The sequence below is a fragment of the Candidatus Omnitrophota bacterium genome, assembly GCA_040755155.1.
Taxonomy (GTDB): domain Bacteria; phylum Hinthialibacterota; class Hinthialibacteria; order Hinthialibacterales; family Hinthialibacteraceae; genus JBFMBP01.
Map to the genome: position 1 here is coordinate 19,530 of JBFMBP010000136.1, position 26,596 is coordinate 46,125.

17 protein-coding genes are annotated in these 26,596 nt (G+C 51.5%); 8 read left to right on the forward strand and 9 right to left on the reverse strand.

Features of this window, described 5'->3' with window-relative positions:
- The first annotated feature begins 7 nt into the window (after positions 1–7).
- The 3 genes from AB1656_20330 (at position 8) to AB1656_20340 (ending at position 4,196) form a co-directional block, all read left to right on the forward strand.
- Positions 8–1,867, forward strand: a complete 1,860-nt coding sequence (locus AB1656_20330; GenBank protein ID MEW6237740.1) for a 2-oxoacid:acceptor oxidoreductase subunit alpha — start codon at positions 8–10, stop codon at positions 1,865–1,867.
- Positions 1,867–2,892, forward strand: a complete 1,026-nt coding sequence (locus AB1656_20335; protein MEW6237741.1) for a 2-oxoacid:ferredoxin oxidoreductase subunit beta — start codon at positions 1,867–1,869, stop codon at positions 2,890–2,892. The genes AB1656_20330 and AB1656_20335 overlap by 1 nt, the downstream gene beginning before the upstream one ends.
- 209 nt (positions 2,893–3,101) lie before the next feature.
- Entirely contained in the window at positions 3,102–4,196 is a 1,095-nt protein-coding gene (locus tag AB1656_20340; GenBank protein ID MEW6237742.1) for a TIM barrel protein, read from the forward strand.
- 74 nt (positions 4,197–4,270) lie between these two features.
- On the opposite strand, the gene AB1656_20345 is transcribed toward AB1656_20340, so the two are convergent.
- Together AB1656_20345 and AB1656_20350 are read right to left on the reverse strand one after the other, a co-directional pair.
- Complete coding sequence (locus tag AB1656_20345; protein MEW6237743.1) at positions 4,271–5,002, reverse strand: hypothetical protein; 732 nt, start codon at positions 5,000–5,002, stop codon at positions 4,271–4,273.
- Positions 4,999–5,757, reverse strand: coding sequence for a hypothetical protein (locus AB1656_20350; protein ID MEW6237744.1), 759 nt, complete (start codon positions 5,755–5,757; stop codon positions 4,999–5,001). Before AB1656_20350 ends, AB1656_20345 begins: the two co-directional genes overlap by 4 nt.
- A 582-nt stretch (positions 5,758–6,339) precedes the next feature.
- Here AB1656_20350 and AB1656_20355 point away from each other — a divergent pair.
- On the forward strand, positions 6,340–8,013 hold the full coding sequence (locus AB1656_20355; GenBank protein ID MEW6237745.1) for a choice-of-anchor Q domain-containing protein: 1,674 nt from the start codon (positions 6,340–6,342) through the stop codon (positions 8,011–8,013).
- A gap of 105 nt (positions 8,014–8,118) precedes the next feature.
- Positions 8,119–10,497, forward strand: coding sequence for a right-handed parallel beta-helix repeat-containing protein (locus AB1656_20360; GenBank protein ID MEW6237746.1), 2,379 nt, complete (start codon positions 8,119–8,121; stop codon positions 10,495–10,497).
- Between the two features lie 67 nt (positions 10,498–10,564).
- Here AB1656_20360 and AB1656_20365 read toward each other — a convergent pair whose 3' ends face one another.
- From AB1656_20365 to AB1656_20385, 5 genes are all read right to left on the reverse strand, one after another.
- Positions 10,565–12,289, reverse strand: coding sequence for a CRTAC1 family protein (locus AB1656_20365; protein ID MEW6237747.1), 1,725 nt, complete (start codon positions 12,287–12,289; stop codon positions 10,565–10,567).
- A 63-nt stretch (positions 12,290–12,352) separates the two neighbouring features.
- The gene (gene mutS / locus AB1656_20370; GenBank protein ID MEW6237748.1) at positions 12,353–15,034 is read right to left on the reverse strand and encodes a DNA mismatch repair protein MutS; all 2,682 of its coding nucleotides are present in this window, start codon (positions 15,032–15,034) and stop codon (positions 12,353–12,355) included.
- A 524-nt stretch (positions 15,035–15,558) separates the two neighbouring features.
- Positions 15,559–17,184, reverse strand: coding sequence for an L-glutamate gamma-semialdehyde dehydrogenase (gene pruA, locus AB1656_20375; protein ID MEW6237749.1), 1,626 nt, complete (start codon positions 17,182–17,184; stop codon positions 15,559–15,561).
- Between the two features lie 106 nt (positions 17,185–17,290).
- Positions 17,291–18,868 (reverse strand): tetratricopeptide repeat protein, encoded by a 1,578-nt coding sequence (locus tag AB1656_20380; GenBank protein ID MEW6237750.1) that lies wholly within the window; start codon positions 18,866–18,868, stop codon positions 17,291–17,293.
- A 103-nt stretch (positions 18,869–18,971) separates the two neighbouring features.
- Entirely contained in the window at positions 18,972–19,316 is a 345-nt protein-coding gene (locus AB1656_20385; GenBank protein ID MEW6237751.1) for a carboxymuconolactone decarboxylase family protein, read from the reverse strand.
- Positions 19,317–19,415: 99 nt separating this feature from the next.
- Between AB1656_20385 and AB1656_20390 the strand changes: the two genes are divergently transcribed.
- Positions 19,416–21,749, forward strand: a complete 2,334-nt coding sequence (locus AB1656_20390) for a dienelactone hydrolase family protein (GenBank protein ID MEW6237752.1) — start codon at positions 19,416–19,418, stop codon at positions 21,747–21,749.
- Positions 21,750–21,920: 171 nt separating this feature from the next.
- On the opposite strand, the gene AB1656_20395 is transcribed toward AB1656_20390, so the two are convergent.
- Together AB1656_20395 and AB1656_20400 are read right to left on the reverse strand one after the other, a co-directional pair.
- On the reverse strand, positions 21,921–22,481 hold the full coding sequence (locus tag AB1656_20395) for a prepilin-type N-terminal cleavage/methylation domain-containing protein (GenBank protein MEW6237753.1): 561 nt from the start codon (positions 22,479–22,481) through the stop codon (positions 21,921–21,923).
- 79 nt (positions 22,482–22,560) lie between these two features.
- The gene (locus AB1656_20400) at positions 22,561–23,568 is read right to left on the reverse strand and encodes a hypothetical protein (GenBank protein MEW6237754.1); all 1,008 of its coding nucleotides are present in this window, start codon (positions 23,566–23,568) and stop codon (positions 22,561–22,563) included.
- A 369-nt stretch (positions 23,569–23,937) separates the two neighbouring features.
- Here AB1656_20400 and icd point away from each other — a divergent pair, with 369 nt between their 5' ends.
- Positions 23,938–25,179 (forward strand): isocitrate dehydrogenase (NADP(+)), encoded by a 1,242-nt coding sequence (gene icd, locus AB1656_20405; protein MEW6237755.1) that lies wholly within the window; start codon positions 23,938–23,940, stop codon positions 25,177–25,179.
- 289 nt (positions 25,180–25,468) lie between these two features.
- On the forward strand, positions 25,469–26,395 hold the full coding sequence (mdh, locus tag AB1656_20410; GenBank protein ID MEW6237756.1) for a malate dehydrogenase: 927 nt from the start codon (positions 25,469–25,471) through the stop codon (positions 26,393–26,395).
- Positions 26,396–26,596: the final 201 nt, after the last annotated feature.

The window sequence follows — 26,596 nt, forward strand, 5'->3', positions numbered from 1 at the left end:
AACGTTCATGTCGACAACCGAGGAAGGAAACCAGAGCGAACGAAGGATTCAGGAGATTGATAGCGCTACCGTGCGCTTTGCCGGAGATTCCGGCGATGGAATGCAGTTAGTTGGCGGCCAGTTTACGACAGCCTCCGTCTTTTCCGGCAATGATATTTCAACCCTGCCCGATTATCCCGCCGAAATCCGCGCTCCCGCAGGAGTTCTCGCCGGAGTCAGCGGCTTTCAGATCAATTTCAGCAGCCATAAAATTCATACGCCCGGCGACGTAATCGATGCTCTATTCGCCATGAATCCCGCCGCCTTGAAAGTGAATCTTGCCGATTTGAAGCGCGGCGGCCTATTGATCGTCAACTCGGAATCTTTTTCCCAGGACGATTTGGAGAAAGCGGATTATTCTGACAATCCGCTGGAGGACGGCAGCCTCGAAGATTATCGCATCGTATCCATTCCCATAACCAGCATGAATCGCGGCGCCGTGGAAGGATTGGGCCTGGACCGCAAAGCGGCCGACCGTTGCAAGAACTTTTTCGTCCTGGGACTGGCTTATTGGATCTATAACCGCCCCCTCGACAATACTCTGGCCTGGATCGACCGGAAATTCACCAAAAATCCCGCCCTGCGCGACGCCAACCGCCGCACCTTGGAGGCGGGATTTCACTTCGGCGAAACCGCCGAACTCTTCGACAGCAGCTATCAAGTGCGCAAAGCGCCCATCGCGCCGGGAACCTACGCTAAGATCACAGGTAACGAAGCCGTCGTCTACGGCCTACTGGCGGCTTCTCATCTATCGAACAAGCCATTGTTCTACGGCAGTTATCCCATAACCCCCGCTAGCGACATTCTGCACCAACTTGCTGGACTGAAACAATTCGGCGTTGTAACCTTTCAAGCCGAGGATGAAATCGCCGCCGTATGCTCCGCCATCGGCGCCGCTTTCGGCGGATCATTAGCCGCCACCGGCACCAGCGGCCCCGGCGTATCTCTTAAAAGCGAGGCCATCGGCCTGGCTGTAATGACCGAACTGCCGTTGGTGATTGTCAACGTCCAGCGCGGCGGCCCCAGCACTGGCTTGCCTACCAAAACCGAACAAGCCGATCTTTTCCAAGCCTTATTTGGCCGGCATGGAGAATGCCCCCTTCCCGTCCTAGCCGCTTCCACTCCCGCCGATTGTTTTACCATGACCATCGAAGCGGCGCGCATCGCCATGGAATTTATGACGCCAGTGATTTTGCTTACCGATGGATATATCGCCAACGGCTCAGAGCCTTGGAAGATTCCCGATTTGAATTCTCTGCCCAAAATCAACGTTGAATACTACGTGGACATCGAACGCTTCCAACCCTACGCCCGCAACGAGCGCCTCTCCCGTCCCTGGGCTATTCCCGGAACGCCGGACCTGATGCACCGCATAGGCGGGTTGGAGAAGCAGCATATCACCGGCGCCGTCAGCTACGATGGCGAGAACCATGAGTACATGGTGAAATTGCGCCAAGCCAAGATCGACGGCGTCGAAGAAGACATCCCCAACGCAGAAATCTTCGGCGATCCCTCCGGGAAATTGTTGGTTTTGAGTTGGGGCGGCGTCTATGGCGCGGCGCAAACCGCCGTCGAATTTGTTCGCGAATCCGGGAAATCCGTCTCCAGCGTCCACTTGAAATATTTGAATCCCTTCCCCAAAAATCTCAAAAAAATCTTGCCCAATTTCAAGAAAATTCTTATACCCGAATTAAACCTGGGACAATTGCGGTATATCATCCGCGCCCACTTTCTCATCGACGCCATCGGATTAAATAAAACGCAAGGCAAGCCGTTCCGCGTCGACGAAATCGTGGAAGCGATCGATAGAGCATTGGAGGCTGAATAATGGTTGTTACTCCGCAAAATCCCGCCGAACTGACGGCAAAAGATTACGCCAGCGATCAAACCGTACGCTGGTGCCCCGGTTGCGGCGACTATTCCATCCTGGCGCAAATGAAGAAGGCGTTAGCTTCGCTGCAAGTCGAACGCGAGAAGAACGTCTTCATTTCCGGCATTGGCTGCTCCAGCCGTTTTCCGTATTACACGAATACTTACGGCATGCACGGTATTCATGGCCGCGCCTGCGCCATCGCCGGCGGATTGAAGATGATTCGTCCCGATCTAACGGTTTGGGTCATCACCGGCGACGGCGACGGACTCAGCATTGGCGGCAATCATTTCATCCATACCATCCGCCGCAACATCGACATCAATATCGTTCTTTTCAACAATCGCATTTACGGCCTCACCAAAGGCCAATGCTCCCCTACGTCCGAATTCGGCAAGAAGACGAAATCCACTCCGCTTGGCTCCATCGATTTTCCCATTCATCCCTGCACGGCGGCCATCGGCGCCGAAGCCGCCTTCGTCGCCCGTTCCATCGACGTTCACGTCAAGCATCTGGCGGCCACGCTGGAAGCGGCGGCGCGCCATAAGGGAACCTCTTTTGTCGAAGTTTACCAGAACTGCAACATCTTCAACGACGGCGCATATCTCTACGCTACCGACCGCCAGCAGAAATTCGACAATATCCTCGAATTGGAACACGGAAAGCCTCTGCGCTTCGGCAAAAACGGCGAAAAGGGAATCCGGCTGCGCGGCCTCGACGTAGAAATCGTCAACGTCGGCGATGACGGAGTTTCGGAAAGCGAACTTCTCGTTCATGACGAAAAAGCTGCTACTCCCACGCTCGCCTATCTCCTCAGCCGGATGCACTACCCCAAGTTTCCCGAACCGATCGGCATATTCCGCAGCGTGGAATCGCCAACCTACGACGAACTGATTCACGATCAAATCGCAAAAGCCGCCGCCGCCCAAAAGCCAGACCTTGATGCGTTCTTCCATTCCGGCGAAACTTGGACAGTGAAATAGGATTTTGAGACTTTGGGACTGGGAGACTTTGGGATTTTGAGACTGAGAGACTTTGAGACTGGGAGACTTTGAGACTTTGAGACTGGAAAACTAGGAGAAAATTTGCCTTTTCCCCTTGTCGCATAGTCTCTTTGTCACATAGTCCCCTTGTCCCCTTGTCGCATAGTCTCCTTGTCTCATAGTCGTCTTTTTATGGAGGGAAGAACGCGATGAATTTTTTGCATGATCGGCGAGTGTTTCTCAAATCGGCGGCGGCGGGCGCGGCGGTTCTGCGATCCGGAACTGCGTTCGGCGCGGAGAAGGCGAAAAAACGCAATATTCCGCTGGGTTTTGACAATTTTTCCGTGCGGGCGATGGGGTGGAAAGCTCCGCAACTGTTGGACTACGCCGCCTCGCTCAAGGTGGACGTTTTGATGTTGTCCGATCTCGACGTCTACGAGAGTCTTGAAGAAGACTACCTAAAGGGGATCAAGAAAAAAGCCGATAACCTTGGCATTCTCATTCATGCCGGAACTGGCGGCGTTTGCCCTACGTCCAAAAGGGCGATTACGAAGTTCGGCTCCTCGGAAGAGCATCTCGCCCTGGCCATCAAGACGGCGAAGATTTTAGGCTCGCCCGTCATCCGTTGCTATCTCGGTTCCATGGAAGACCGAAAGGGCGAAGGCGGCATTTATCCCCACATCGACAGCACCGCCGCCGTCTTCAAAAAAGTGAAGAATCTCGCCGTCGACGCCAACGTCAAAATCGCCATCGAAAATCACGCGGGCGACATGCAGGCGTGGGAACTGGCGGGACTCGTGGAAACGGCGGGAAAAGATTTCGTGGGAGTAACGATGGATTGCGGCAACGCCGCCTGGATCATTGAAGACCCTATGCTCAACCTGGAAATTCTTGGTCCTTACGCCGCCTCCACCGGCCTGCGCGACAACGCCGTTTGGGAATCGGAGAACGGCGCCAACGTCGTATGGGCCAATATCGGCGAAGGCAATATCGATTGGGAAGCGTATGTCAACCGCTTCGCCCAACTCTGCCCCGGCGTTCCCTTCGTCCTGGAAATCATCTCCCAGGTCTATCCCCGAACCATGAATTACCTCGAAGACTCTTTTTGGGACGTTTACCCCAAAGCGCGCGCCAGCGAGTTCGCCAAATTCGTCCGCTTCGCCAAAAAAGGCAAACCCTACACGCCGCCCCCTGGACGCCCCGAAGGCCCTGATTCCAAAGAACTCGCGCAAAAGCAGCAAAAATTCGACCTGGAGCGCAGCCTGCAATACTGCAAGAACGTCCTTGGATTGGGATTGAAATAACTTTTCCATAAGCGAACGGCCTAGCGGAAAACTAATATCCGCCGGGCCGATAGATAGGATTGGATTTGAATCGATTAATGTCCTAGAGTTAGATTTCCGCTAAAATCTGCTAAAGCATAACCATATTCATAATGCCCATCCAATTTTACAGAGACTTTTATAGTATCTACATAATTTTCAACAAAAAATTTAGTAAAATTTCCAGAATTAAATGCGCCTGAATACCCCAAAGCACCAACTTGCCATCCTGAATCTCCCGATCCACCAGGATTCCAACTAAAACAATCATGAACTGTTGTACTTAATGATATAGCGCCATCATCAACTTTAACAGCTCGTCTTTTATCAATTACCTCTCCATAATCTCCTGTACACTTGCTCCAGGCATATAGTTCTGCATATGCCATTGATTGATCATCGTAAATATACCAATCATTAATTGAAGCAATACATTCACAACCTCCCCCTGAACTAGCTCCAATATCTGAATATGGCGTTGGACTTTGTCCTTCATATTCACTATTAATTGTCCATCGTTTTACAGATAACCATGTTGAATATTCAATATGATATTGAGTTAAAATACCGTCATAATGCATATAAAATTCACATTCAACAAATGCCCACAGATTTCCTGGATTTAAATATCCTGCAATATGACCATGAAATTCATCATAATCAAAATTTATATATTGATCCATTGAATCTGGTTGTATATATTGATCGTCCCATATTTCAGCATTTGCATTAACGCATATACTGCATAACGCCATCATCATAATAAATATTGAATATGTAGTTTTCATCGAATTTCCTCCTCTTTATATAATTTTCTCCATTCATCAAATAATGGATTCATACTTCTTTCAGCCTGCGCTTTATGCCATTGAAATTTGCGGGTCGCATCCATTATATTACGCTGATAAGGCATTGGCCATTTAAAAAAAATCTCAGGATCGTTCCATTTTTCCATTAATTTCGCTACTTGTTCTTCTTTCAATAGTTGTTTTGTACTTTTGGAAAATGGATCGTCGATTTTTCTTGTAATCCTACCCAACACAAATTGAGCCGCTTCATTGATATTCTCGTCGGATAAATCGGGAAATTTTTTCTTAACGATCGCCGTCGCTTCCGCAATCAATTGATTGCATTGCATTTCTATGGCTTTTCTCTCTTCCCCGATAGGTATGGGATGTTCTTGAGATAAAGCGATATCTATGCCATACATTAAATCCATAGCATTATTCTTCATATTCTCTTCTGGAGAATCGGCGTTGCCCGCGGAAAACGATACGTTCGAGTTTTTCAATTTTTCTTTAAATGCTGCGCCTTTCACTATTTCCTTTTTTACGATTCCTTTATCCATTGTGTATGTGGTAAGGGTTCCCTCTCCTCCCACTCGGCTATGAATATACGTCGGGATTCGCTTGAGGATAGCTTCTTTTTGCTCCGCTGTGGCGGTTCGGCTTTTTTTCGCCAATTCTTTTTTTACTGCGTTGAGAAACGTCATCTTCGACGATTCGGAAAAAGGTTTATTATCAGGATCCGTGATTTCATTCAACGTATTTTGCGCGGCGGCTATGATTTCTTGATCGATGGAACTTTTTTGCGAAAAAGACGAGGGGCTGCAAATCGCGATAAGAATTAGAATGTGAGTACTTTTGAAAAGCGTTATCATTATTTTTTTCATTAGCCTTAATTCTCCCTTAATCCTATTAAATCGTTCGTGAATTTCATATACGTAATTTCGATGAGTATATAAATAATCATTATAATTTTATAATTTATATATATCCCTCCTTCCATACATAAAATTTCATTAGCCGCATATAACAATAACCCAGAAAATCAAACAAGTCAAGTTAAAAAACGATTAAAATTGCGTTAATTTGAAAATTTTATGATAATACGCCGTCCCGATAGGTATACGCAAAAAAAGTAGATTAGTAAACCCTTGTTTCTCTCAAAATTCTCGCAAATATTTTTGGGGGACTAAATCTCAAGGTTCCCTATTTTTTGCGTTTCATCCATGATAAATAGATATCTATAAAATAAAGAAAGGGGGGATGCGATCGAACGTATCGAGTTTATGAATTTCGCAAGGAGAATGCATAATCAAACAAAAATTTTGGAGGTTAGAAAAATGAGAAGAATGACTTATGTTCTTTGGTTAGGAATAACTGTCGTAATCTGCGCGTCCGGCTGGGCGGTCGATGTTGAAGTCAATAAAAGCGGCGCGGTAAAAACGATTCAGGATGCCGTCAATAAGATCGGCAACCAAGGGGGAACCATCACCATCACCGACAGCGGCGTTTACGAAGAGACGGTGGAAATCGGCAGCGACATGCAGCGGGCGGGACAGCCGATTACGCTCACTTCCACCAAAAAGGGAGCAGAACGTCCCGTGATTTCGCCATTGAAATGCCTTGGCCCTTATGTTGAAGCCAACAAATCGGAACGCAAGACGGGTTTAGCCGTATTCATCGATGGCAGCTTCATTTCCAACATCGTCCTGGAATCCAATCCCGAAGCGGAAGGAAAAGGCAGCACAGGTCCTTGCGCCGCCTTTATCATGGCCGATAACGTCGTGATGGACAATGTTCTCATTCGTCCTCGTGCGGGAACGTCGGGCTGCACCGATTTTCCTAACTCGGCGGTATTCTTAGCGCAAGAAGGCGCAGGCGAGTCTGCGGAGGCGGGCGGACGCAATTGCAACGGTTTCATCGCGCGTAACTGCGAATTTCTCGGCGTCGCGACGGATGGCGTGACGGAACCCGACGAAACCGGCTTCTCCTGGTTGAAATCCGTCGATAACGGCCAATTTGCCACGTTTCTGCGCACGGATCACTACACCAATAGCGACGATCAAAACGTCGTGATTACTGTAGAAAATTGCACTTTTAAGTATAGTTACGACGCTGGCATCTTCTTCTCCAACCGTTCGGGCGGCAAAGGAAAATTGACGCTGAATGTCAACGACAGCTTCTTCGACGCCTTCGGCAAATTTCAAGTCGGGGTGCGCGGATGCTGGCTGAACGTGGACCGCTGCCGCTTCAGCCGCGCCTGCCAGGGCAATCACGGCGACGGCGAAAACTCCGCCATCCGCATCCAGGAACAAAATGGCCGCATCCCCGACGCTAATATTTCCAATAGCCTCTTCGTCAACTGCGGCGGCGCATTCGGCAAGAAAGCCTACTATGGCGGCGTCAACAACCACAATGCGGGAACGGTCAACGTCAATCATTGCACTTTCGATCTCTGCCTATCCGGCGTTACGTTGAACAATCCCAAACCGGAAAGCGTCCTCAACGTCGGCAACTGCCTCTTTACGCGCATCGGCTACAACTCGGCGCCCGCTCTCGACGAAGCGGGATTTACGCTTGATCCCAACGCTGAACCTTATATTTTATGGTTCATGCCCAACTTCGACGCCGCATCCAAAGTGTCCGCCGTCTTCAACAATTATACCGATAGCGGCAACGGCCAATTGAACGCCTCGAACTGCCTCGTCTTTGATATCGCCGACGAAACCACTTGGGAAAAGGGCGTCGATCCCGATGGAACCGCCCTGAACGCCGGGACAGTCAACCTGGTAGACGTTCAGAAAGTCGACCCCAAACTCACGAATCGAGATATCTTCGGCGACAAACCCTATGAACTTACCGCAGGTTCGCCAGCCATCGACAAAGCCATCGCCGCCGCTCCCGATCCGGGCAGCAAAGATTTGGATGGCTCGGCGCGTATAGCCAACGGCAAGGCGGATATCGGCGCCCAGGAATTCGGCGCCACCGCCATTGGGGAATGGCCGCTGCAATAAAAGCAAAAAAAATAGGTTGAAGATTTGGGCGCATATAGTTATGCGCCTTTTTTTTATGTATGATGAAGACGCTAACGATCATCAAAAATCAGGGAGGCGTCGACAATGTTTCCATGCCAACATAGATTTTTCCCATTAGGAATGGTCTTATTTTTAGGTTTCGCAGCGGTTTTCTCCGTTCCAGCGCTTGCGGACGTTACGATCTATATATCTCCTCTCGGTTACGACGGCTGGTCGGGAACCTTGCCTATGCCCGGCGATAATGACGGCCCTGTTGCCACGCCGCTGGGCGCGCGCAACGCCATACGGGCTTTGAAAGCCAAAGGATTGGCGGAAGGAAAAATCACCGTCTACCTGCGCGAAGGAACCTACCGCCTGAGCGAACCCATCCAATTCACGGCGGAAGATTCCGGTATCGACGGCGCTCCCATCGTCTTCGCTGCGTATCCCGGCGAGAAACCCGTTATCACCGGCGGCCGCCGCATTACTGGTTGGACAGCCGCGGAGTTGGACGGCAAAACCGTCTGGCGCGCCGATTTGCCCATCGTCAAACGCGGCAAGTGGTGGTTCCGCGAACTGTTCGTCAATGGAGAACGCCGTCCGCGAACTCGCCTGCCGGAAACGGATTACTATGAATTTACCGGTCTCATCGATATGAAGTCAAAGCCATCTTGGAGCGACGGCAACCGAGCCGCCTTTTTCGCCGATGAAGAGATTAAGCCTTGGAAAAACCTGCAAGACGTCGAGATTGTCGCTCTGACGCGCTGGATCGAATCGCGTTCGCCCATCGCGGGCGTCGACATAGAGAAAAAAATCGTTACCTTCGCCAAGCAGAGCACTTTCCGCTTGGAAAACACCAAAGAAAGCGGACATTTCGCCCAATATTATATAGAAAACGTTTTCGAAGCGCTGAACCAGCCGGGTCAGTGGCATCTTGACCGTCAAGAAGGCGTTCTTTATTACCTCCCCAAAGAAGGCGAAACGATCGAAACCATTCAAGCGGAGGCGCCCGCCGTTACCCAGCTTCTCCGCGCATCAGGCAGCCGCAACCTGGAATTCCGCAACCTGCGCTTCCGTTGCGCCGAGTGGGAATATCCCGCCGACCGGGCGGGTTCCGTACAAGCCGCTATGGAAGTTCCCGGCGCTCTCTATTTCGAGCAAACGCAAAACTGCGTTATCTCCAATTGCGTCATCGAACAAGTAGGAACCTACGGCCTGGAATTAGGCTCAGGTTGCAAGAATACATGGATTCATCATTGTTCCATCCACGATCTTGGCGGCGGCGGCATTAAAGTGGGACACGGCTCCAGCGCTTCGGTCGTCGAAGACAACGAGATCGCCCAGGGCGGCAGAATCTATCACAGCGCTATTGGAGTATGGGTTGGCGACAGCGGTGAAAACAAAATTCTTCACAATCGCATTTACGATTTCTTCTATACCGGAATCTCCGTCGGCTGGTCCTGGGGCTACAATCCCACGCATACCCAAAATAACGAAATCGCTTACAACCTTATCTATCAAATCGGCAAGGGCGTCCTTAGCGATTTGGGCGCCATTTACACCCTCGGCCTTTCCGACGGCTCGCGCATCCATCACAATTTGATTCACGACATTCAGGCTTACAGCTACGGCGGATGGGGCATTTACCTCGACGAAGGCACGACGCACATGCTTGTCGAAAATAACATCGTCTACAACACCAAAACCGGCGGCTTCCATCTTCATTACGGAAAAGAAAACGTCATCCGCAATAACATTTTCGCCCTCGCGCAAATCGGACAGATCATCCGCAGCCGCAACGAGGAGCACAAATCCTTCGATTTCATTAATAATATTGTTTATTTCACCGAAGGTCCGCTATTGGGATCGAATTGGGACAATAATCGATATTTCATGAATAAGAACCTCTATTGGAATCCAAACAAGCCCGATATCGAATTTCCCGGCGGAACGTTCGAACAATGGAAAGCGCGCGGCCACGACGTGGACAGCCAAATCGCAGATCCCCTCCTTGCCGATCCCGTATCCGGCGATTTCACGCTGAAACCGGATTCCCCAGCCCTCAAATTGGGTTTCCAACCAATCAATCTGCAATTCGCTGGTCCCCGGCCTGTGGCGAAAATCGAATTCCGCCTCGCCGAATTGGAACCCATCGCTGGTCTGACGGAAACCACAATCTCAGGAACGGATCGTAAAGCGTATCTTTACGATAAAGTGGAACTCTCCAACGTGGACTTGGAAAACGCCCGCTGGCTTGACGCCCCCTCTCCGCAAATCGAGGCTGTTTTTACGGTAGTGGGAAAAGATCGATTCGCTAACTTGATGCAAAAGAATCTCAATAAGCCGCTGGCTATTCTCCTCGACGGCAAAGCGCTTTCCATCCCCATCGTCTGGGCGCCGATCGCAGGCGAGCGGTTGGTTATAAAAGGCGCTTACTCGAAGGAGGAAGGCGATCGCTTTATCGAGACGATTAACAAACAATAAGGATGGCAACGGTAAAGAAGGCGTTTTTCAACGGCGAGGATGAGAATTTGATTTAAGCGATATCATATTAAATCTTCTGATCGTCGATATCCGAAGCGCCTTCTTTGAGAAGAATAAAGCGGTCGGCGGAGATGCCGCGGTAGATGTCCTCGCCTCTGCCGACCCATTGCACCTTGATTTCGTCGATCTTCTTCGCTTTTCCCAAGCCGAAATGCAGCCGCAGATCGTAGTGGCTCTGGTAACTGCTTCCGGCGCGCACTTCGTTCTTTTGCGTCTTGCCTCCCGCCGTTACGAAAACTTGCGCCCCTACGCCGTTGCGATTGCTTTTCGTTCCTTGCAGTTTGATATTGATCCAATGATTGGAGTTATGCAGTTCATTAATGAGCAGCGTCGCCTCGGCGCGCGAATTGGAGAGAACGATATCTAGGTCGCCGTCATTGTCCAGATCGCCGAAAGCGCCGCCGCGCGTACTTTGCAAGACTTGAAATCCCGGTCCCGCCTCTTTCGAAATGTCCGTAAACGTTCCATCGCCGTTATTGCGGAACAATTGATTCGGCTCCAAATATTTCGTGTGTTCTTCCAGTTTTTCGATGTTGTCCTGCAAGTGACCGTTGGCGATGAAGATGTCCTTGTCCGCATCGTTGTCATAATCGAAGAAAAATGTCGCCCAACTGACGTATTCCATGCTTCCCGGCAATAAGCCCGCCGGGATGGTGACGTCTTCAAAAGTTCCATCGCCGCGATTGCGGTAGAGCGTGTTCTGCTGCCGCTGGTAGCTGGTAACGATTAAATCGTACCATCCATCACCGTTGTAATCGCCGAAATCGCAGCCCATGCTTCCCTGCTCCTGGCCATGCTGATCGTAAGCAATTCCCGCAAATAGCCCCACCTCGTCGAATATTCCATTACCTTTATTGGCGTAGAGAAAATTCAGGTCGACGTCATTGGCGATGTAAATATCCGTATCGCCGTCGTTATCGTAATCGGTGCAAGCGGCGCCCATGCCGCGTCCGCGAAAAGCGGCGATGCCGGACGCTTCCGTATAATCGGTGAATGTTCCATCGTGATTGTTGAGATATAAGCTGGCCTGTTCCGGTTCGTACATATCGAAAGTGCTGGGATCGCAATAAAGAGGCACCCCCAAACGCGAGCAAGGAGAGGGAACATCGATGGGAAACTGCAAGTAATTCGCCGCGAAAATATCGAGCCAACCGTCGGCGTTGTAATCGGCCATGCAGGCGCCCGCCCCCAACCGGGGATCGCCTAACTTCGCCTTGGCGGTGATGTTAGTGAAGGTTCCATCGCCATTATTATGGTAGAGAACATCGGGACCGTAATTGGAAACGTAAATATCCATCCAGCCGTCATTATCGATATCGCCCATGACGCAGCCCATGCCGTAATGCTCGTCGCCTACGCCCGCTTGATCCGTCGCGTCTGCGAACTTATTGCCGCCGTCGTTGCGGTAGAGCGCATTGCGAGGCGGCGACTCGAAAGTTTGTCCCGGCAAGGCGGCGCCGTTAACGAAATAAATATCCAGGTCGCCGTCGTTGTCATAGTCGAAAAGTCCCAAACCGGCGGTAACGGTTTCGACGATATAATGGCGCCCGCTGCTGCCGTCGGTATGGACGAATTTAACGCCGGAGGATTGGATGTCGTCATAGTATCCGTCCGGACGCGCCTTGATTTCCGTCTGGGAAGACGGCGCCGAGGCGGGAGGCGTTTGCTCGCCGCCGCAGCTGAATCCAAATATTCCTATGGATAGAAAACAAAATAAAAACTGTATTTTCATTACGAATTGTCCTTGGAATGATTCTGAATTTACGCGAGTACATAATAGCCACGCGCTCTTCTTCTAAATTCGTTTCGCCTCATCCACTAATTCCGTCAGAAGATGATGCGCTTCGATGGGGGATAGCGTATTGACATCCAAATCGACGAGCCGGGCGCGCAGGGGTTCTTCCAGCATGGAAAAGAGGGTTGCCTGATAGGGATCAGAGCGCGTTTCCTTATTCTGAAACGCCAGATGTTCGCCTCTTTCCAAACGTTTGAGAATTTTTCGAGCGCGGTCGGTAACGCGCGGAGGAACGCCCGCCAGATCGGCTACGTGAATTCCATACGAATGATCGGTATAGCCCCGTCCTATGCGATATAAGAAAGAAACCGTGTTGCCCTCTTCGGCGACCTGAACGTGATAATTCACCACGCGGCGATGGGTTTCCTCTAAAGCGGCGAGTTCGTGATAGTGGGTGGCGAAAAGCGTTTTGACTCCCTTGCCGCGCAAGCCGTGCAAATATTCCACGATAGCCCACGCCAATGAGACGCCATCGAAAGTGCTGGTGCCGCGTCCGATTTCGTCAAGAATCACCAGGCTGCGCGGAGTGGCATGGCGCAGAATATGGGCCGTCTCGCACATCTCCACCATGAAGGTGGAACGCCCGCGCGCCAAATCGTCGGACGCGCCCACGCGGCTGAAGAGGCGATCGACAATTCCGATGGCGGCGGATTGGGCGGGGACGAACGAGCCAATCTGCGCCATGAGAACAATGAGCGCCACTTGCCGGATATAGGTAGATTTACCCGCCATGTTGGGGCCGGTGATGATGAGAATTTGTTCTTTCTCTTGATTAAGCAGGCAATCGTTGGGAACGAATTGTTCCACTACCGGCGCTTGTTCCAAGACGGGATGTCGTCCCTCGCGGATCGTAATTTCACCGCTTTCGTTAATCTCCGGGCAAACGTAATGGTGGCGAGAGGCGCTTTCCGCCAGGCTTTGAAAAGCGTCCAATCGCGCAATCACCCGCGCCGCCGATTTCAAGCGTCCGCTATAGCCTCTCACCGCTTCCAGCAGTTTTTGCAGAAGGTTGTATTCCAATTCGTGGATGCGGTCTTCTGCGTGAAGCACTTTGGCTTCGAATTCTTTCAACTCGGAAGTGATAAAACGCTCGGCGTTGGCGAGTGTTTGTTTACGGATGTAATGTTCGGGAACTTTATCTTTATGCAGGTGGGTAATTTCGATGTAATAGCCGAAGACGCGATTATAGGAAACCCGCAACGAGGGAATGCCCGTCTGTTCCCGCTCTCGCTCCTGCAAGCGGGCGATATAGCCGCGACCGTCTTTACGAATGGCGCGCAGTTCATCTAATTCCGTTTCATAACCGTCGCGGATCATCCCGCCGTCGCGCACGGAAAGCGGCGGTTCGTCCACCAACGCAGCCGCCAGCAACTCGCGGACTTCCATTACCGGATCGATCGGCTCGCTTCCTGGAGGTACATGGTCTGCTTGATGATCCCCATTTTCTTCCCGCTGCAACGCTCGGCGCGTTCCAGCGGATTCATCCGCCTTCCGCAAAAGATCGTTGATTCCAGGCAATTGTTCGAGAGAGAGGCGCAAGGAGACGAGATCGCGCGCGTTGGCGTTGCCGAAGGTAACGCGGCCCAACAGGCGTTCCAGATCATGCACGGATCGCAGTATCTTTCGCAACTCCGACCGCAGGTTGGGCGAATCGAAGAGCCAGCGCACTATAGCCTGGCGGGCGCGGATGGACTCCGCCTGGATGAGCGGCCGCAAAAACCATTGCTTAAACAGACGCCCTCCCATCGCCGTAGCCGTGCAGTCCAAGACGCCCAACAGCGAAAATTTCTTGCCCCCTTCTCCGGCGCTTTGCAGCAGTTCCAGGTTGCGTTCCGTGTTTTTATCGATGACCAGAAAATTGGATCGGCGGTATATGTCCAACGATTGGATATAGCCCAGCGTCTCTTTCTGGTTTTCCTGGAGGTAAGAAAGTATGGCGGCGGCGGCGGCCAGCGGCAGGTCTCGCTCTACGGCGGGCAGTTTGACGCCGGATTCGAGCGTCTCTTTCACGCCGAAGCGTTCGAAAAGTTCGCTGGAGAATGAACTGGCGGGAACGCCGGTGAGCAGGCAATCGGCCTGGCTCCGCAGTTGCTTGTTCAATTCGGGATTGGAAGCGCAGGCTTCATCTACCAAAATTTCGCTGGGATTGATCGTCCCCAATTCCGCCAGAATTCCCGCCCATCCCGCCGCCCCGCTTTCCCACGTGGTGCGGAATTCGCTGGTGGTAACGTCCACTACGGCCAATCCCCAGCCGATCATGCCGCCGTCGTAGAGCGCGGCGAGAAAATTATTCTCCTTCTGATCGATGACGTCGGCGTCGATGATGGCGCCGGGGGAGATGGTGCGCATTAGCTCGCGGTTGATGATCTTCTTGCCTTTTTGCGGCAATTCCGTCTGTTCGCACACCGCCACGCGGCAGCCCTTGCGCGTAAGGCGGTAGACGTAATTCTGCACGGCGTGATAGGGAACGCCCGCCAGGGGAACGGTGCGGCCTTGGCCCACGCTCTTCTTGGTCAGGGCGATGTCCAGCATCTCCGAGGCTTTCACGGCGTCGTCCATGAACATCTCGTAAAAGTCGCCGCAGCGGAACAGAAGTATGGCGTCGCCGCATTGTTCCTTCATGGCCAGATACTGCTGCATCATGGGCGAGTATTCGTTAGTGGGTATATCCGTTTTCGTCATGGAAACCCATTCTTCTAAAAAAATAATAATTCAAATAGTAGATGAACCGCTTAAATGTTCGGAATAATCCTTCGAGACCATAGTTTTGTTCCGTACTATTCAGATGACAAGACTCCCGGAAGTTTGATAATATCCTTTTTCGCTGGGTTCCACTTCTTAAACGCCTTGAAAATCGTAGGGCGGATCGAGCGAAGCAAGTCCCGCCATAATCACACCTCAACGCTTTCAGAACCGTTTTGCTTTTGCGGGAGTAACTCCACGCTCCCAGACGCGTCATAAAAATTAGAATTAATGTCAAAGAGAAAGGCGCAGTTTTCCGCGCCTTTCGTCTCCATCATCCAATAAAAAAAAACGTAACAGTTTACCCGATTGAAGAGAAATCCTTGTTTTTTAGCCCTGAAAGGGCGAAATATGATAGCCCAGGCCAACGGCCTGGGAACAGGATCAAAAAAAACCTAAGCCCTGAAAGGGCGAAACAATAAATTCGTATTTCTTCTCTTCATACGGCTAAATAGTTTCAAAAATCAATCCATATAGGGATAACGCCAATTTTTCGGCGGGATAAACGTCTCTTTAATCGTCCGCGGCGATACCCAGCGTTCCAAATTCAGCCATGACCCCGCCTTGTCGTTCGTGCCCGAAGCGCGGCTGCCTCCGAACGGCTGCTGTCCCACTACGGCGCCCGTGGGTTTGTCGTTGACGTAAAAATTCCCGGCGGCGTGGCGCAGCATGGAACTGGCCTTGACGATCGCCGAGCGGTCCTGGGCGAAGATCGATCCCGTCAAGGCGTAGGGGCTGGTCTGATCGCAGAGATGCAGCGTCTCTTCGTATTCTTTGGCGGGATAGACGTAAAGGGTTAGCACGGGGCCGAATATCTCTTCCATCATCAATTTGGACTTGGGATCTTTACTTAAAACGATAGTGGGTTCGATGAAATGGCCTTGCGAAGAGTCGCAGCCTCCGCCGCAGAGAATTTCCATGGTCATGTCGTTTTTAGCGAATTCAATATATTCCGATATGGTTTGAAATGATTTTTTATCGATTACGGCGCCCATGAAGTTTTTAAAATCGCAAATATCCCCCATTTTGATCTGCGCCGCTTCGTCCAATAGTTTTTCCTTGATAGCGGGCCAGATCGAATCGGGAATATAGGCGCGGCTGGCCGCCGAGCATTTTTGTCCCTGATATTCGAACGCGCCGCGGATCAGCGCCGTCGTTAGCGCATCGAGATCGCAGGAAGCGTGTGCGAAGATAAAATCCTTTCCGCCTGTTTCTCCGACGATGCGGGGGTAGGAATAGTATTTTCGGATATCGGAACCTACCGCCAGCCAGATCGTAGAGAAAACGTAGGTGCTGCCGGTGAAGTGAATGCCGCCCAGATCCAAGTGATCCAGCGCCGGGGGCGCGATAAGAGGGCCGGGGCCGGGGATCATATTGATGACGCCGTCCGGCATTCCCGCTTCTTGCAGAATCTTCATGATGTAATAGGCGGGCAGCACAGCGCTCGACGCGGGCTTCCAGACGATGGTATTGCCCATCAAGGCCGGCGCCGTGGGCAGGTTTCCGGCGATGGAGGTGAAATTGAATGGCGTCAGCGCCAGGACGAAGCCTTCTAGAGGACGATGCTCCATATAATTGAGCATTCCTTTATTGGAGCGCGGCTGATCGCCGTAAACTTCTTCCATAAAATGGGGATTGAAGCGCCAAAAGTCGATCAATTCGCATGCGGAATCGATCTCCGCCTGGTGGCAGGTCTTGCTCATGTTGAGCATGGTTGCCGCGTTTAACGTATCGCGGTATTTGGTAGTGAGCAGTTCGGACGCTTTCAGCAGGATGATCGCCCGCGCATCCCAAGGCATTTCCGACCATTCCTTCTTCGCCGCGTTAGCCGCCGCGATAGCCTGGTGCGTATGCTCGGCGTCGCCTTGGTGGTAATGTCCCAAGATGGCCCCATGATCGTGGGGGCAGCGCATCTCGACTAACTTTCCATTTCTAACTTCCTTTCCTCCGATAATGAGAGGAACATCCACGGGATGGGTTAGCATTTCCTCCAGTTTAGCTTGCAGTTTTTGTCTTTCCGGCGAATTGGGCCGGTACTCATGAATCGGTTCGTTTTCTGGAGCAGGAACGCGAAAGATGCCGTTAAACATAAAAAAACCTCCCATTTGATAATTTGAGAAAAGACGGATTTCTCCTATCAAGCCGAAAGGAAGAAGCGATGTCAAGCCGAATTGGCGATACAATGCTTTATATTAATCAACGAATCTTCATTAATGGGGCGGGTGTAGGGATAAGGAGTTTATTAGGAGCGGGCGTTTTCTCCGCCGCGAGCAGAAGCATAAGCGTTTTGGCGTCAGGATCGTCAGGATTGCGCTTTAGGAATTGCGTCAGTTTCAACTGGTGATAGGCGAAATCCTTGGAAGAAATGAACAGCGCCCACAACGGAGCCGTTTGTTCCTTGCGGGCAAGTTCGCCGCCGCGTAGCAGCGCCGCCGCCGCTTTGCCGTAATCTCCTTGGAATAAAAGCGTGAAACCGTAAGCGCATTGGATGCGGCTGGAATTAGGATCGAGCGCCGCCGCGTTTTGAAATAAACGATTGGCTTTAGCGTAATTGCGCTGTGCGAAAGCTTGCAAGCCCTGATTGTATAGAATCTCCAAAGGCGTCATAGCCGCTGGCGCCGGGGGCGTAGGCGTGGCTTGATAGGAAAGCGGAACACTATCTTCTCTCCGCAGCGCTATCGGCGGCGTAACCGGCGTAGATGATGGCGCGACGCCATCGAGTATTCGTAAAGGATGCAGGCTCTTCGGCTCGATGGGCGTCGGCGTTTCCACTTCCATTTCGGGAGTGGAATTAACGAAGCCTTCTAACGGAAACATAGGCGGCGGATTGAGGAGGAGATCGGAATAAGGATTAACTTTAGGCAGACGATCGGCGAGGGGAATGGGCGTAGGATAGGGAATCATAGACGCTTGATTATGCAATGCGATTTCGGCGGCAGACTTGGGTTTTCTTCTATTTTTTTTAAATTCTTTAATCAATCCTTGAGTCTTGGAACAGGCGCCTAAAGGATCTAAATATTCGGGCCTTGCAGCGAATATTGGTTGGGTAATAATAGGTTTGTTTACGCCTACATAGCGCACCATCTTGGGCGCAGGTTCTCTCTTGGGGAAAACGGGCTGAGGCGCAAGGGATACATCCACAGGATCGGGTTCCGGTGGATTGGGTAAGTATTGATTCGCAGGAAGTGGAATTCGCGGCTGATCCATTAGATTGTATGGGGCAGGCGTTGGAATGAACATCGGCGGGGGTAAAATCGGAATAGGAATCCACATCGGTATATATCTCACGCCGCCGCCTGGGAGATATCTAAAAGACGGAGTAGCCCACGCATCATCGGGAGCAAACGGCGTCGGCGGCGGGACCCAGCTATCCGGAATCGCGAAAGGCGCCAAGGGCGATTCGCGAATAGCGCCGTTATCCGGCGGCGCCAAACGGTCGCGCCATCGTTTTGGCGGTTTTGGCGTTTGTGGAGGGGGGGATAAAAAAGGATTATTGGAGAATGGATCGCTCGCTGGAAAGGAATCCAACCTACGCGGCGTCGGCGTCGTTGCGTTGTTGGATTTTTGTTGATAATACAAATAATTCCAATACGAATTTGCAATAAACCACGAAGGGATGGAAGTAGGATTTTCTCTTTCGCCAAATTTTGGTTCTGGAAGGTAGGAAAAAGGCGAAGGAGTGGAAAGAGGAATGATCTCGATTTCCGCAAACGGCTGCGTTTCCTCAGCGGCTTGGCCGGAGGAAAGGCATAGGCATAAAAGAACACCTGCCATGAAAAGATAAAGTATCCCTATTCGCTTCATAGCAATCCCCTGATGGAATGTGTATCACAAAAGAATAGGGATTGTAAACGAAATGGAATTTTTTTTTTGAATACTATTTTTCCCTATATGCGTCTTCGATGACATCCAACGCGAAACGGGCGGAAACCGTCGCCGGGCCGCCTCCCATTTCGATGCCCACTTCCACGGCTTCCAACGCTTCCCGCATGGAGGCTCCCGACAATGCCGCCTGTTCGATATGCCATTGCATGCAGGATTCGCAATGGATGGCGACCGAGATACCCACGGCGATCAGTTCCTTTTGTTTCTTGGTCAGAGCGCCGTCGCAGAAGGCGGCTTTTTCCATCTCTAAAAAGGCTTCGTAAACCTTCGATCGCAGCGACAGCAGTTTGGCGTGGGCTTCTTTGCGCTTTTGGGAGATTTCTTCAAGTTTGTTCATTTCGATAGTCTCCTGGAATCATGAATCCGATCCATGATAAAGTAAAACCGGCTTCGTGGAATAGTCATGATATAAATTCTCATCCGAATGGAAAAGATCATGAATAAAGTACTAAGAATATTTTTCATTCTAATATTTACCAATCATTTTTCTTACGCCGCCGAACCTCTGCCGGGAACGCAGCCGCTGCAATTGCAAGGCGATTATGCCGCGATGATGGTGGAGGGGATCGACGCCTATCTTATGCGCGAGAATGAAAACGCCGCGGCTGGGCGCGAACAATATTGGAAGCGCGATTTTTCGTCTCCTGAGAATTACGCGAAATCCATAGAACCGAATCGCGAACGCTTGCGAAAAATTCTCGGCATAGTGGATTCCCGCGATCCCGTGGCAATGCAGTTTACCGCGAAAGCCTCGTTCCCGCCGGACAGCCGCCATCCCGCGCTTATTGCTCAAGGAGAGAGTTACGCCGTCTATGCCGTGCGCTGGAATGTTTTTCGCGGCGTCGAAGGCGAGGGATTGCTATTGGAACCGGCGGGCGAAGCCGCCGCCAATGTCATCGCGCTGCCCGATTGCGATTGGACGCCGGAAATGTTTATTGGCGTATCCGGCGATCTCTCCCCCGCTTCGCAATTCGCCCGCCGCCTGGCGGAAAACGGCTGCCGCGTTCTGGTTCCTGTTTTGATAAATCGCCGCGACGATTATTCCGGCCTGCCGGGCGTGCGCATGACCAACCAGCCGCATCGGGAATTTCTCTGGCGCGCCGCCTATGAGATGGGACGTCATATCATTGGCTACGAAATCCAAAAAGTATTAGCGGCGGTCGATTGGTTCGAAAGGCAATATGCGGATATTCCGCTGGGCGTCATAGGTTACGGAGAGGGCGGATTGATCGCCTTTTATTCCGCCGCTGTGGATGCTAGGTTTAAGGCAGCGGCGGTCAGCGGCTATTTTCAACCGCGAGAGAAATTATGGAGCGAGCCGATCTACCGCAACGTCTGGTCGCTGCTGCAGGAATTCGGCGACGCCGAAATCGCGGGATTGATCGCTCCCCGGCCGATGGCTATCGAAGCCTGCCGGATGCCGGAGATAGATGGTCCACCGCAAACGCCCAAGCGCAGCGGCGGCGCGCCGGGAATTATATCTACGCCGCCGTTTTCCGAAGTGGAGCGCGAGGTCGAACGCGCCCGCGCTTTATTAGCGAATGCAGGCCAGACGCCTGCTCTACCAGGCGCGTCGATTACGCTGGTTCATTCCCAAGACGCCGCGCCCGGCGCCGGACAATTTTTCGCTTATTTTATGAAGGATTTGGTGGAGGGGAAAAATTTCGTCTCTACCGAGAATCGGCCAACGCTGGTTGGCGAGCCAATGGTTGCGGAAGAGCGGTTCAAGCGCCAGTTTGACGGGATATTGGAAGATACGCAATGGCTGATGCGGGAAAGCGAATTTACGCGGAAAAAATTCTGGTCGCGGGCTGATGTTTCCAGCTTGGAAGGGTGGAAGAAGAGCAGCGAGGAGTATCGCGAGTATTTTTGGGACGAAATCATTGGCCGCCTTCCCGCCGCGACGGTTCCCACTAATCCCCATACTCGTTTAATTTACGATGAGCCGCTTTATAAAGGCTATCAGGTTATGCTCGACGTTTATCCCGGCGTTTTCGCTTACGGCATTCTGCTGGTTCCTAAGGATATCCTACCCGGCGAGCGCCGCCCCGTCGTCGTATGCCAGCATGGATTGGAGGGACGTCCTGAAGACCTTGCCGATCCCCGCATAGATCATCCCGCCTATCATGCTTACGCCTGCCGCCTGGCGGAACGCGGCTTTGTGGTTTTCGCTCCGCAAAATCCCTATATCGGCGAAGATCGCTTCCGCGTTTTGCTGCGCAAGGGACAGCCGATCAAGAAGACGCTCTATTCTTTCATCGTCCGCCAGCATGAAAGCATTGTGCAATGGTTGGGAGAGCAGCCGTTCGCCGATCCTCAACGCATCGCCTTTTATGGATTAAGTTACGGCGGCAAAACCGCCATGCGCATTCCCGCCTTGTTGGACGGCTATTGCATATCGATCTGCTCGGCGGATTATAACGAGTGGATATGGAAAAATGTTTCCGCTCGCCATTCCTTCAGTTATTTGTTCACCGGCGAATACGACATGGCGGAATTCGACTTGGGAAATACTTACAACTATGCGGAAATGAGTTGGTTGATATTTCCCCGTCCTTTTATGGTGGAGCGCGGCCATGACGACGGCGTATCGATCGACGAGTGGGTGGCCTATGAATACGCCCGAACGCGCCGTTTTTATGACAAAATGGGATTGGGAGATCGGACGGAAATCGAATTCTTCAACGGCCCCCATACCATTCATGGCGTGGGGACATTCGCTTTCCTTCATCGCTGGTTGAATTGGCCGTTTGCGGGTAATGCGAAATAACAAGAGAGGCTATTGTAAAATGGATAAAGTATGCTATAAATTCTCCCCCCAAGTTTGGGGGAAGTTAGAGGGGGGTTGATTTTATTAGACATAGAACAACCCTCTCCTGACCTCCCCCAAGCTTGGGGGAGGAATAATAAAATTTTGCAAAGGGATTAAGATTCCGCCGGATCAAGGGCCAAAGCGGTAAATATCGCCGCTGCTGCGCGTTCCATTGCTGGCGTCGTAATAATGCAGCGGCATTCCTTGGGCGGCTTCGTAGTCCGTATCCGGCGCGGCGCCGTGCAACAGCCAACCGCCTTTCCGATTCTGTTGATCTTTAAGCAGACTAAAGGTCGCGCTGTTTTTTTGCGCGTCGGCGTATTCCGGATCCCATAACGGGTAAGCGCTGTCTTCCGGCTGGAATAAGGTTCCGGAATTATTGGGATCGACTCCATCGCGGAAAGGATCCAGCGGCACGGAACTCATGTAGGGCGTTGGGCTGGTCAATTTTGCCAGACGGGCGAAGCGCATATTACCGGCGGTGTTGGGCGTGGGAGGATACATGTTGTTATCCATGCGATAAGTTTCGATCGCCACGGCCAGAGCGCGTTCGTCGGCTTGCGTTGTGGCGACTTTGGCGCGAATTTGAGCGTTGATGAAATTGGGGACGGCGATAGCCGCCAAAATCCCGATGATAGCGACGACAATCAGCAGTTCAATCAAAGTAAAAGCAGAATTTTCCACTTTCATAGCTCGATGGTCTCCGTTGGCTGAATAGGCGATGCGGGGACTCTCCACCGGAAGAGAATCCCCGCTCGCAATATTTCAATCAATACAATTCCCAAGATGCAACAGGTGTGAACTGAACGACGGAAGCCATATTGAAGAGCGAACCGAATTGATGATCGGCGGCCAGGCCGACTTTTTCGAAGCCGGTAATTACGTATTCTTCCGGCGGATTGTCGAAATTCGCGGCGTCGAATACGCCGATGTAATTCTTCGTCGCCGCTGGGCCGTTATGGCTGCCGACGAGAAATTTCGTGGTTCCGGGAATGCGCGCCGTTCCCCAAAGACTGGGATAGAGGTAATCGGCGGCGTTGATGGTATCTTCCAATGTCCCATTCAAATCAAAGCGGTCGATCGTGCTCTGATCCGTGCGCAAAGCGATGATCTTTTGATTCTCCGGTATATAAGTAAGGGAGCGATAGCGATTGGTTTGAACGAATTTCCCCGTTGGAGCGCCGCCATCCTGGCTGAAGACAAGGATGCCGTCCTCGCCGTTGCTGCCCATGAGGATGCGTCCATCGGGCAATTCCAAGGCTTCGCCGTAAAAATTCAAACTTTGAGAAAGGATGAATTCCGTGATTTCGGAAATCTCGTCGCCTTGAACTTGGATTCGGTATTGAATGCTCGGCGTAGTTTCGATAGCGTTGCTCATGATAAAGACTTCGCCGGAGTTAGAAGTGGAAAGAAAAGTCCCCTTATTCGCGGGCGTGCCAAAAAACGTTTGTTTTCCGTCGCCCGTAATGCGCAAAACTTCCGCTCTTCCCGTCGGGAATTCTACCGCTTCCGTAGCGGATTTCGGAACGCCGGTAACGGCGACCCAGACGGTTCCATCCGGAGAAATGTCCAAACCCAACGGACGGCGCCGGGACATATCGCCCAAAGGCCAGGTAACGATCTGCACGATCTCCGCAAAGCCGCCGGAAAGTTTCAACTCGACGACGCGATCGTCGACCGGATCGGCGAAAATCACATTGCCCGGCGTGAAAAACTGCGTCCAACCAGATAGAGGCGCCAAACTTAAGACCATCATTACGAACAACGCTTTTTTCATGATTTTTCCTCCTGTTGCCATAATCAAAATGAGTAAAGCGGATAAATCTATCGTAATGAATTTCGAAATGAAAGTAAAGCAATTAATTCGAATCATTTTTATGCAGTATGAAATCTTGGGAATGGCAGAAGGAAGGAGTATTTTAGTCCCAACGCAAATCAAATCGGAAGCCGGATTTTATAAGGAAGATATGGATCGTTCGCTCACCCTTATAATTTAGAGAAGTTTTGTGATAAATTAAATTGATTTTCAGACCATTCTCATCAAGGTTGAATTCTTCTCCGGGTTTGGCTGAAAATCGCAAGATTCCAATGCGTTGCTCAGTGAGCCAAAGATTGGCAATTTTTCGCGAAATCAGGAGTGTGGAATATGTACCAAAAAATTACTGTACCGTCGGATGGCCGAAAAATCGAAATTATCAATGGAAAACTCAATGTCCCGGATAATCCCATTATCCCGTTCGTCGAAGGCGACGGCATCGGGCCGGACATCACTCGCGCCATGAAATTGGTTTTGGATGCGGCGGTGGCAAAAGCCTATAATGGCGTCAAGCGCATCGTATGGATGGAGGTTTTTGCGGGGGAGAAGGCCAACGAAATCTACGGCGATTATCTGCCCCAGGAAACGTTGGATGCGTTTGTGGATTTTCATGTGGCGATCAAGGGGCCGTTGACGACGCCGATCGGCGGCGGCTTCCGTTCGCTGAACGTAACCATTCGCCAAAAATTGGATTTGTATTCTTGCGTGCGTCCCGTCCGTTATTTCGAAGGCGTTCCCAGTCCCGTCAAAGAGCCGCAAAAGTTGAACGTTGTCATCTACCGCGAAAATTCGGAAGACCTTTACGCGGGGATCGAATGGAAGGAAGGGACGCCCGATGTTCTAAAAGTGATCCGCTTCCTCAACGAAGAGATGGGGCGGAACATCCGGGAAGATTCCGGCATCGGCATCAAACCGATCAGCGTATTCGGCAGCAAGCGTTTGGTCCGCGCCGCCATCCGCTACGCCATCGCTCAAAAACTTCCTTCTGTCACCCTGGTGCACAAGGGCAATATCATGAAATTTACTGAAGGAGCGTTCCGCGATTGGGGCTACGAGTTAGCCAAGGAAGAGTTCGCAGACGATATCGTAACCGAAAGCGAATTATGGGATAAACATGCGGGGATTATGCCCAATGGCAAAATTTTGCTAAAAGACCGCATCGCCGATTCCATGTTTCAACAGGTATTGCTGCGCCCCGACGAATACAGCGTGCTGGCGACGCCCAACTTAAACGGCGATTATCTATCCGACGCATGCGCCGCTCAGGTCGGCGGATTAGGCATGGCGCCTGGAGCCAACATCGGCGACGAAACGGCGATTTTCGAAGCTACCCACGGCACTGCGCCCAAATATGCGGGCATGGACAAAGTCAATCCCGGCTCGATAATCCTTTCCGGCGTGATGATGCTCGATCATCTGGGCTGGGGAGAGGCTTCCAAACTCGTGAATCGCGGCATCGAGGAAACTATCAAACAAAAGAAAGTAACGTACGATCTCGAACGGCAAATGGAAGGCGCTGCAATTCTGAAATGTTCCGAATTCGGGAAAGCCATTGCGGAAAATATGGCGTGATGGGATGGCCGGTTCATAAGTGGCTTTATTAAAAAGAGAAGCGTTATGTTGGAGACATGGTTTCATGCGCCATTTCCCAATAAACTACCCTTTGTTCGCTTATTTATTGCTTTTGGACGTATTTCAATTTCAATTAACGAGAATGCTCAATGCCGGTTATTCATTGAGATGAATGGTTGAGAAGGTTCAACCGCATGAAAAACGATGGGGAAAGGCCGGATGGTTTTCGCTCCACTTGTGGAAGAAGGAAAAACGCTGGCCGCTCGAATGAAAAAAGGAGATGGGAATCATGCAGAAAAAAATCACCGTCGTCGGGGCGGGCAATGTCGGCGCAACTTGCGCCCTGTTTCTCGCGCAGCAGGAATTAGGCGATGTCGTCCTGATCGATATCCTGGATGGGGTGCCTCAGGGCAAAGGATTGGATATTCTCCAAGCCGGTCCTATTCTCGGATTCGACAGCAAAGTCTTGGGGACGAACGATTACGCCGATACGAAAGAATCGGACATCGTTCTCATCACCGCCGGATTGGCGCGCAAACCGGGCATGGATCGCCTGGATTTACTCAAGAAGAATGCGGATATCGTCAGCGGCATCGTCGATAACGTCGTCCAACATTCTCCGAATTGCATCATCATCGTCGTCACCAATCCCATCGATGTGATGGTGTATTTGACCTACAAGAAATCCGGCTTCCCCAGCAACCGTGTTTTCGGCCAGGCGGGCATCCTCGATTGCGCACGCTACTCCACTTTCATTTCCATGGAACTCGGCGTTTCGCCCAAGGAAGTCAACGCCATGATCCTGGGCGGCCACGGCGACTCGATGGTGCCGCTTCCGCGCTTCAGCACCGTGGCGGGCATTCCCATCACCGAGCTAATTCCGCCCAACCGGATCAAAGAAATCAGCGACCGCGCCCGCGTGGGCGGCGGCGAAATCGTCAAGTTGCTGGGCAGCGGCAGCGCCTATTACGCCCCGGCGGCGGCCACGGTCAAGATGGTGGAATCGATCGTGAACGATTCCAATCACGTATTGCCTTGCTCCGTGTTTCTCACGGGACAATACGGCATCTCCGGCGTCTATGTCGGCGTTCCGGCCAAACTGGGAAAGAATGGCGTGACGGACGTCGTCGAACTGAAACTCGATCCCGCCGAACAACAAGCCCTGCTCAATTCGGCGGAAATCTATAAGAAGAGCATCGCCGAATTGGGGATATAATACTCATTCCTCATTAAGAATATCACTTAAAGTTCCCTCGCCCTCTGGGAGAGGGTTAGGGTGAGGGGTTAATCGATCCAGCAATATCAACCCTCACCTAACCTCTCCCAATCTTGGGAGAGGAATTTTAAAAAGCTGAAAATTCAGAGGTTTTGGTATAATCGTTGGCGAAGAGGAAAGAGGATTGCCGCGTCCGGGATG